Genomic DNA, 8,991 nt, shown 5'->3' with positions numbered 1-8,991 from the left:
CTCGAACCCCTGCGCTCGCTGCGCCTTCCGGTGGGTGTCGTCCCCCGCATACACGACCTTGATCACGTGGTCCCCCGCCGTATCCGAGGTCAGGGATATCGAGGCCTTCCCGTCCGAGTCCGTGGTGGCCGTCGCGACCTCCGTGCCGTCGAGCCGGACCGAGAGGTCCGAATCCGCCAGCGGGACCCAGTGGTGGTTGCTCCTGGTCCACAGGTGGACCGTCCCGGTCACCTGGTCCCCCACCACGACGGTGTGAGAGTCGAGCTTGAACTTCATCTTGCTGGTGGCCGGCCTGACTTTCTGGGCCGCCGCCGTTCCGGCGACGATCCCGACCAGGAGCATGCCGGCCACCAGCACGCCGCCCGCCCGAACCAATCCACGATTCCTCATCTCCGCCACCTCGCTTCCCCGGCGCCCGGCAAATGACCGGGGTTCCCCTTCCGGTATCGGCAGCGTGGGGCGGGAGCGCCTTCGCCATTCGGCCGTTTCTTCCGGGACCTTCGTCGTCACCACCCGGCGCTCCGTGCTCGCCGCAGCGGCCACCAACTCGAGGCGGGTAGGCTTGTCCGCGATGAGCGACGAGGTCGCGAGCCAGGAGCGCAGCCCCGAGGCGACCGGCCCGGCGGCCGTCGATCCCCAGCGTCTCCTCCGCATCGCCTCCGTCACCCGCGAGGTCCTGGAGGAGGCCAGGCGGATCAAGCCCGAGCCGGCCGCCGTCGCGCACCTGCGTGAGGTCCACGCCCAGATCACGCAGGAGCTGCGCGAATCGCTCCCCAAGGAGTTGTTCGAGGAGCTCGACGAGCTGACCCCGGACATCAGGGACGGAACGCTGGAGGAGCTGGCCCTGGCCCACGCCGAGATTCTGGGATGGCTGGAGGGGCTGTTCCAGGGGACGCAGCTGGCCATCCAGGTGCAGGCGGCCCGGGCGTTCCAGGAACAGCAGCGCCGCCTGGCCGGTGCTCCGCCCGGACCCGAGGACCGCTCCGGCGGCGAGGACGGCCGGTACCTCTAGGGCTCTCGCCCGTGGGGAGAGTGCTGGCCCGCGTGCTGCCGCTCGCGCTGGGCGCCGCCGTCAACACCCGGGTCCTGGCCACCGAGGCAGCGCTGCTGACCCAGCCGGGTCGGCCGCTGTGGGCCGGGGCCGTGTTCGGCGCCGGGGCTGCGGCGCCGCTCCTCCTGGTCGGCCTCGTCGACCTGATCTCGGTTCACATCACGGTCTCGGCGGTGTCGGGCGAGCGGGCCCTGTTCGCGTCGGCGGTGGCGGACATCACGATCGGGGCCCTCCTGCTCCTCGCCGCGGTGCGGGTCGCCCGCTCCGGCCGGGAAGGAGGCGGCGGTGCCACCCGACTCGCCGCGCCGCGGTCCGGCGGGCGGCGCACGTTCCTCCGCGGCGCGGCGGTCATGGCGACCGATCTCAGCACGATGGCGCTGTTCGTCACGGCGTCCAAGGACGTCGCCGTCAGCCATCTCGGCGTCCCGGTGGAATCGCTCCTGTTCGTGCTGGCGCTCGCCATCGCGTCGGTGACCGCCTGGTTCCCTCCACTGCTGTTCCTGCGGGACCAGGCGATGGCCCGGCGGCTGCTCGGGCCGGTCGGCCGCCAGGTCCAGCGGCACGGCCGGACCATCGCCGTGGTCCTGCTCGCCGCGTTCGGCGCCTACCTGATCGGTCGCGGTGCGCTCGGAGTGGCGTAGGACGCGCGGGGTCGGAGAGGGGCGGTCGGAGCCTTGCGGGGATCGGCCGGCGCCTCTAGCGTTCCCGGCACCATGACCGCCTTCGCACCCCCGGACCCGCGGCTGGAACGCGTCCTCGCCGCCCTGTGGCCGGGGAGGGAAGCACGCCCCACCCCTATGCCGGGCGGGATCACCAACCACAACTTCCTGGTCGAGGTGGGCGGTGAGCGGTTCGTGGCCCGGCTGGCCGGGCGCGACACGGGCCTGCTGGGCATCGACCGGGAGGCCGAACGGGCCGCGGCCGAGGCGGCCTTTGCAGCAGGGGTCGGCCCACAGGTGATCGCTTTCCTTCCGGAGCAGGGCTGCTTGGTCACCCGGTTCATCGAGGGATCGGGGATCCCCGCGGAGCGGATGCGGGACGCCGAGATGCTCCGCCGCGTGGTCCCGCCCATTCGGGCGTTCCACCAGGGACGGGCGCTGCCGTCGACGTTCTCCCCGTTCGAGGTCGTGGTCCGGTTCCGGGACGAGGCCGCGGGTCGCGGCGTGCTGATCCCCGACGACTACGGCGCCATGCTGGAGCGGGCAGACCGGATCGAAGCCGCGTTCGCGGCCAGTCCGGAGCCAAAGGTGTCGTGCCACAACGACCTGCTCAACGCGAACTTCCTGCTCCAAGGGGAGCGGGTCTGGATCGTGGACTACGAGTACGCGGGGATGAACGATCCCTTCTTCGACCTCGGCAACCTCTCGACGAAGCACGACTTCGAGGACCCGCACGACGAGGTCCTGGTGGCGCTCTACTTCGGCGACGTGACCGGGCGGCGGATGGCCAGGCTGAAGCTCATGAAGGTCATGGCGGACTTCTGGGAAGCGATGTGGGGCGTCCTCCAGCAGGGCATCTCGACACTGGACTTCGACTATGTGGAGTACGCGAGGGCGAACTTCGAGAAGGGCCGAGGGCACGCGGCGGACCCTCGCTTCGAGACGTGGCTGATCGACGCGGCAGAGGCGGAAGGCGCGTGAACGACGAAGCGCAGGCGGTCATCGTGGGGGGCGGGGTCGCGGGCGCCAGCATCGCCTACCACCTCACCAAGATGGGATGGCGCGACGTCGTGCTGGTGGAACGGGCCGACCTCACGTCGGGCTCCACGTTCCACTCGGCGGGGCTGGTGGGACAGCTCCGGTCCACCGTCACCCTCACCCGGATGATGATGTACGGCGTCGAGCTGTACCGGCGGCTGAAGGACGAGACCGGGGTCGATCCCGGGTGGCACGAGGTGGGGAGCCTCCGCCTGGCCTCGTCGCCCGAGCGCATCGAGGAGCTCTCACGCCTGTCGGGATGGGGGAAGACGTTCGGGCTCCCGCTGGAGATCGTGTCGACCGAGGAAGCCCTGCGCCTGTTCCCTCTGTTCGATCCGGACGGTGTCATCGGCGCGGCGTATCTCCCCACCGACGGGTGGCTCGAGCCGGCCGGGCTCACGTACGCGCTGGCCGAGGGGGCCAAGAGCCGCGGGGCGACCATCATGACGGGGACGCGGGTGCACGCCGTCACGGTGGAGCGCGGCCGGGTGCGCGGCGTGGAGACCGACCTCGGGCCGATCCGCGCCGGCGTGGTGGTGAACGCCGGCGGCATCTACGCGCACGAGATTGGGCAGCTCGCCGGCGTCGAGGTCCCCGTGGTCCCGATGGCCCACCAGTTCCTGGTGACGAAGCCGCTGGAAGGGGTGCGCCGCGACTTCCCCACCATGCGCGATCCCGACCTGCTGGTGTACTTCCGCGAGGACGCCGGGGGGCTGGTGGCCGGGGGCTACGAGCGGGACCCGGCCCCGTGGGGCATGGACGGCATCCCGGCGGACTTCAACAACCGCCTCCTGGACGAGGACTGGCCCCGGTTCGAGCCCCTGTCGGAAGGCGCGCTCCGCCGGGTCCCGGCCCTGGAGAGCGCCGAGATCGTGAAGATGATCAACGGGCCCGAGGCCTTCACGCCGGACGGCGAGTTCATCCTGGGCGAGTCCGAGGTCCGCGGGTTCTACGTGGCCGCGGGGTTCTGCGCCCACGGCATCGCCGGCGCGGGCGGCGTCGGGCGCATCGTGGCCGAGTGGATCGTGGACGGCGAGCCGTCCATGGACGCGTGGAAGATGGACATCCGCCGGTTCGGCGCCCACTACCGCAGCCGCCGCTATGCGCTGGCCAGGGCGACCGAGATCTACTCCACGTACTACGACATCCACTATCCGGGCGAGGAGCGGCAGTCGGCGCGGGGATTGCGGCTGCCGCCCACGTACGAGCGGCTGGCCGCTCTGGGCTGCGAGTTCGGGGAGAAGTCGGGGTGGGAGCGTCCGAACTGGTTCCGCCGCAACGAGAACGAGGAGTTCGAGCGGTTCCGCCCCCGCGGCTGGGCGGGCCAGCACTGGTCGACGGCCATCCCGGCCGAGCACCTGGCCACGCGCGAGCGGGCCGGGCTGTTCGACGAGACCTCGTTCTCGAAGATCGAGCTGACCGGGCCCGGCGCGTGCGAGTTCCTCCAGCGCCTGTGCGACAACGACGTGGACCGGCCCGTCGGCGCGATCACGTACACCTCGATGCTGAACGGCCGCGGCGGGATCGAGTGCGACTTCACCGTGACGCGACTGGAGGAGGAACGGTTCCTCATCGTCACCGGCACGGCGTTCGGGAACCACGACCTGGGGTGGATCCGGCGGCACCAGCCCGAGGACGGCTCGGTGCAGGTCCGCGACGTCACGTCGTCGCTGGCCTGCCTGGGCCTGTGGGGGCCGCGGGCCCGGGACGTCCTGTCCGCGTGCAGCGCCGACGACCTGGCCTTCCCGTACATGCGGGCCCGGCGGATCACGGTGGGGGACGTGCCGTGCCTGGCCCTGCGGGTGACCTACGTCGGCGAGCTGGGATGGGAGCTGTACCCCCCCATGGAGTTCGCGGTTCGCCTGTGGGACACGCTGATGGAGGCCGGCGAGCCGCACGGCCTGGTACCGGCCGGCTACCGGGCCATCGACTCGATGCGGCTGGAGAAGGGCTACCGGGTGTGGAGCTCGGACATCACGCCCGAGGACAATCCGTACGAGGCCGGGCTGGGGTTCGCTGTGAAGCTCGACAAGCCGGTCGAGTTCATCGGCAAGCAGGCCTTGGAGCGAACGAGGGAGGAAGGCCCGTCGCGCGAGCTCTGCTGTCTCGTCCTGGGCGACCTGCGCTCCGTCGCGCTGGGCAACGAGCCCGTCCGTTCGGGCGACGCGGTGGTCGCGCGGGTGACCTCGGGCGGCCAGGGCTACAGCGTGGGAGCGAGCATCGCGTACGCGTACATGCCGATCTCCCTGGCGGAGCCGGGAACCGCCGTGGCCGTGGAGGTCTTCGGCGAATGGATCCCGGCCATCGCCTCCGCCGAGCCCCTGTTCGACCCGAAGGGCGAACGGATCAGGAGCTAGTGTCGGCCGCGGCCGGGGGCTGCACGTCCACGCCCGCGAACACACAGCCGTTCCAGTAGGCCTCGACCCGCTTGGTTCGCAGGCCCTTCACGTCCAGGTGGAGCTCCTCAGGCGGCTCCATCCGACCGTGGTCGAAGTGCACCGTGAACCCGTCGGCCGGGACGTCCCGGAACCGGTGGGGCCGGCGCGACGACCGCGTGATACGCGTCTTCCGGCTGGTCCCCGGCGGCTCCGTGTGCGTCTCCAGCTGAATGTACGACCCCACCAGGCAGCGGTGCGGGTCGAGCCACACCCACACCTCGCCGCCGTGCTCCCGGATGTACGCCGCCACCTTCGGCGACGCCACCACCCGCGTCGTGGAGACGGTGCTCATGACACCGCCGCCACGGGCTCCACCTGCTCGTCCGGAGGCGTCACCGGCGTGAACGGCTTGTTGCGCTGGACCGCGATGTAATAGATCGCGCCCACGATCAACACCACGCCGATGACCAGCTCGATCAGCGGGATGTGGTTCAGGAACCCGACATGGAAGTTCACCAGCTGGTGGCCCTGCACGTAGTAGTCGGTCTGCAGGGCATTCGGGTTGGCGAAGATCCGGAGGTTCGCGTGTGGGTCGAAGGCTGAGGATCCCGTGGCCGGCAACAGGAAGTTCACCAGCATCGCCGCGCCCCACAGCAGCGCGACCATGTTGACGACCTTCCCCCACCGCCCCAGCGAGAACGGCGCCTTCACCTTGGGCCACCCGCGCGTCCTGGCGCGCATGACCGCGATGTTCCCGAGGAAGTAGCTGAGGTAGATCGAGGCCGTCGCCCCGACGGCGATGCTGCTGGCTCCGGCGAACTGGATGAACGGCACCGCCGAGAGGAGGCCCACGGCGATGCACGTCCAGATGGGCGTGTGCAGCCTGGGGTTGACCTTCGCCAGGAACCGCGACCCCGGCAGCTGGTTGTCCCGGGCCATGCCGAACCCCAGCCGGATGGTCGAGGTCAGGATCGACATGCAGCAAATGAAGATGGCCGCCGAGACGACTAGCAGGTAGACGGTCGACAGCCCCTTGGACAGCACGGCATCGATGACCTGCGCGGGGCCGAAGAAACCGGCGATGGCCTTCCCCAGGTTGGGGATGGCCATCAGCGTTCCCCACAGGAAGATGGCGCCGATGATGAACGAGCCCACGACGGATGCCAGCACTGCCTTGGGCGCCTCGCGCCTCGGATCTCGGGTCTCCTCGGCCAGCGTCGATGCTGTGTCGAAGCCGTAGATCACGTACAGGCTCATGAACATGGCGATCAGGAACAGGCCGAACGTGACGTGCAGGCCACCGGTCTTGGTGATCACGCCCACGCCCTGGTTGTTGTGGAGGGCGGCCAGGATGATGGCGAAGACCACCATGCCCAGGATCTCGAACACGACGCCCGTGTTGCTGATGATCGCGACGAGCCGCACGCCGTAGATGTTCAAGAGGGTGATGACCGCGAGCGTGACCAGCGCGGTGATCTTCTGGTCCGCGCTGCCCAGGTTGGTGTTGAGGTGCCAGCCGAACATCTGGTTGAGCGCCGGTAGTAACGAGATCGGGAGCGTCGCGCACACCGAGGCCACGGTGAGGATGCCCGCGAACAGGTAGAACCACCCCGTGAACCAGGCATAGGTTCGCCCCGCCAGGTACTTGGTCCACTGGAAGACGGATCCGGCCACGGGGTAGTGGCTGGACAGCTCCGCGAAGTTCAGCGCGACCACGAACTGCATCGCCGCCACGATTGGCCAGGTCCAGAACAGGAGACCTCCCGCAGCGACCAGGCCCAGGTAGTACAGCGTGAAGATGCCGGTGGACGGCGAGATGTAGCTGAACGCGATCGCGAAGGAGCTGAACGTGCCCAGGGTACGTTTCAGCTCCTGCTTGTAGCCGAACTTGGCGAGGTCCGCTGTGTCGCGGTCGAGCTCGGGCTCCGTCGGCTCCCGCGTGTCCATGTGCCCTCCCCCTCGTCCGGACTCGGACGCCGCGCGGATTCTACGGCCGGCCGTTCGGGCCGAACAAGGAGGTTCCTTGCTCTGTTGGGGCCTATCAGGGACCGGGCCGCCCTCCCGGCCGAACCGCCGGAAGATGAGGAAAACACCCCATGGCGGCGCAGATCCTCCTCCCTACCGTGGCCTCAGATCCCCGATGGGGGCTCGGAGAGAGGAGGAGGCATGGGACAGATCGCGCGGAGCACCGCAAGGCTCGTCCCCGTGCTCGTCGTGCTGACGACCCTCTGGGTCGCCGGTGGGGCGAGGGCCGACGGGATGCAGGTGCCGTTCCACGGGTCGTACGCGGGGACCGTGGCATTCACCGGTCCCGGGATCGTCGCCTTCAACGGATCCGGGAACGCCACCCAGCTGGGGCTCAGCACGAACCAGGGGACGGCGACCATCAGCAGCGTGGTGAACGGGTGCGCCTACAACGAGAACGTCGAGACGTTCACCGCCGCCAACGGTGACACCCTCCAGATCACCAGCGAGGACGTGGCCTGCCCCATCGCCCCCGGCGTCTCCCACGGTCACGGTGACTACCACGTGTCGGGCGGCACCGGAAGATTTGCCAACGCGACAGGCAGCGGGACCCTGGACGGCCAGGCCGACTTCAACACGGGCCAGTTCTCGTTCACGGCGACCGGCTCGATCTCCGTGCCTCCCAGCGCGAGCTGAACAGCGGTCATCCAGCGACGGAGGGCCCGAAACCAGCGGGCCCTCCGTTCCCGTTCGGACTGCGTCCGTTCGACTTGACGGGATAGGGAAGAGAGCGGCTCGGGACGTGGGACGCCCCTGCCGCCCCACCCCCCGTCCCTCCCCCCGTCCGTCCGACCGTGGCGTTGGATCGGCCGCGGGGATTGGGTTGCCGACCTGACTGCAAGTGGAGCCCGCCCGTTAGTAGAAGGAGGTCAATCCCTCGGGATACGCGCAGGCCCCTTGGTCAGTCTCACCGGGAACCAATCCGGGAACGCCCGATACGCTTCGTACCAGCGGAGGACAAGGGCCTGCCCCTCACCGACGGTTGAGGGTGCTTCCCGAGTCCACCACACGAGGAGGTCAGCCTTCGACCCCACGTCCAGCGAATCGAGAGGGGCTCCCAACGAGCGGACCTGCTCCTCCGCTGCAGCGCGCTGCTCCGGCGAAACTTTCGCAAGCAGGTAACGGAGGTTGGCGGTCTCTTCGGCTGTGTGTGGTGGAGCTTCCGTCAATCCGAGCCGCCTGAGGGTCTCCTGCTCGATTCCGAACTCCACGGTACGGTCGTAGAACATTCGCTCAAGATCCGCTTCGAGTCTGGCCTCTTCCTCGGTAGGTCGAGAGCGAGTCGCAAAGAGCTCGTGATAAATGCCATCAACCCTTGCGTGGGGATCTAGCCTTGGCAACTTCAGCTTCCTGAAGGCCTTGAACCACTGCTGAGCTTCGGCGGGGGACAACGCACCCTCTTCCTCTATCTTCGCTCGCAAGCCGGGGTGGTCTCGGCGCTGTTTGGCCTCCGTAATGGCAAGAAGCCGCTGAGTGGGGTCCGGCAGTACCCACCCCAGCACGCGGAGCTGATCCTCGGTCGCCGACCCCAGCGCCACTATCTTTTGGGAATCTGGAATGCTTGCCCAGTGACCCAAGAGGGCTTCCCGCGTCCAATCCCCTTTGCGCTCCTCCTCCGTGAGGGGAAGAGCCTCGCGCTTCTCGGCCATGCCCCCCCCTTCGCTCCCTTCACTGCACTTTCAGCCGAGGATCCACAATGCGGGCGGCGTGCCAGTGACGGCGCTCACCGAAAATCCCCAGAGATGCTCATCGAAATCCACCACCCCTGAGCCGGCGTAGCCTACCTCTCGAGCGTGGCTCCCACCCCCTCCCGGAGTTGCTTGAGGCGTTCCCGGTGGGC

Annotated in this window: 9 protein-coding genes; 5 read left to right on the top strand and 4 right to left on the bottom strand. The window is 69.1% G+C overall.

Annotation, left to right across the window (positions count from 1 at the left end):
• The coding region (locus M3Q23_10750; protein MDP9342545.1) for an Ig-like domain-containing protein at positions 1 to 390 on the bottom strand (390 nt) is incomplete at its 3' end.
• 181 nt (positions 391 to 571) lie between these two features.
• Between M3Q23_10750 and M3Q23_10745 the strand changes: the two genes are divergently transcribed.
• From M3Q23_10745 to M3Q23_10730, 4 genes are all read left to right on the top strand, one after another.
• Positions 572 to 1,012: a bacterial proteasome activator family protein gene (locus M3Q23_10745; GenBank protein ID MDP9342544.1), complete on the top strand. Its 441-nt coding sequence runs from the start codon at positions 572 to 574 to the stop codon at positions 1,010 to 1,012.
• Between the two features lie 11 nt (positions 1,013 to 1,023).
• Positions 1,024 to 1,692 carry a hypothetical protein gene (locus M3Q23_10740; protein MDP9342543.1) on the top strand — a complete coding sequence of 223 codons (669 nt, stop codon included), beginning with the start codon at positions 1,024 to 1,026 and terminating at the stop codon, positions 1,690 to 1,692.
• A gap of 72 nt (positions 1,693 to 1,764) precedes the next feature.
• Positions 1,765 to 2,691, top strand: coding sequence for a choline kinase family protein (locus M3Q23_10735; protein MDP9342542.1), 927 nt, complete (start codon positions 1,765 to 1,767; stop codon positions 2,689 to 2,691).
• Positions 2,688 to 5,105 (top strand): FAD-dependent oxidoreductase, encoded by a 2,418-nt coding sequence (locus M3Q23_10730; GenBank protein ID MDP9342541.1) that lies wholly within the window; start codon positions 2,688 to 2,690, stop codon positions 5,103 to 5,105. Before M3Q23_10735 ends, M3Q23_10730 begins: the two co-directional genes overlap by 4 nt.
• On the opposite strand, the gene M3Q23_10725 is transcribed toward M3Q23_10730, so the two are convergent.
• Both M3Q23_10725 and M3Q23_10720 read right to left on the bottom strand, forming a co-directional pair.
• Positions 5,095 to 5,478 (bottom strand): hypothetical protein, encoded by a 384-nt coding sequence (locus tag M3Q23_10725; protein ID MDP9342540.1) that lies wholly within the window; start codon positions 5,476 to 5,478, stop codon positions 5,095 to 5,097. The two genes, M3Q23_10730 and M3Q23_10725, sit on opposite strands and share 11 nt — an antisense overlap.
• Entirely contained in the window at positions 5,475 to 7,073 is a 1,599-nt protein-coding gene (locus M3Q23_10720; protein MDP9342539.1) for an amino acid permease, read from the bottom strand. Before M3Q23_10720 ends, M3Q23_10725 begins: the two co-directional genes overlap by 4 nt.
• A gap of 219 nt (positions 7,074 to 7,292) precedes the next feature.
• Here M3Q23_10720 and M3Q23_10715 point away from each other — a divergent pair, with 219 nt between their 5' ends.
• The gene (locus M3Q23_10715) at positions 7,293 to 7,787 is read left to right on the top strand and encodes a hypothetical protein (protein MDP9342538.1); all 495 of its coding nucleotides are present in this window, start codon (positions 7,293 to 7,295) and stop codon (positions 7,785 to 7,787) included.
• 233 nt (positions 7,788 to 8,020) lie between these two features.
• Here the strand turns inward: M3Q23_10715 and M3Q23_10710 are convergent, their stop codons facing one another.
• Positions 8,021 to 8,800 carry a hypothetical protein gene (locus M3Q23_10710; protein MDP9342537.1) on the bottom strand — a complete coding sequence of 260 codons (780 nt, stop codon included), beginning with the start codon at positions 8,798 to 8,800 and terminating at the stop codon, positions 8,021 to 8,023.
• Between the last annotated feature and the right edge of the window lie 191 nt (positions 8,801 to 8,991).

This window comes from Actinomycetota bacterium, assembly GCA_030774015.1.
Taxonomy (GTDB): Bacteria; Actinomycetota; UBA4738; order UBA4738; family JACQTL01; genus JALYLZ01.
Note: the sequence above shows the minus strand (reverse complement) of the source record. Positions and strands in the feature narration are given on the sequence as shown.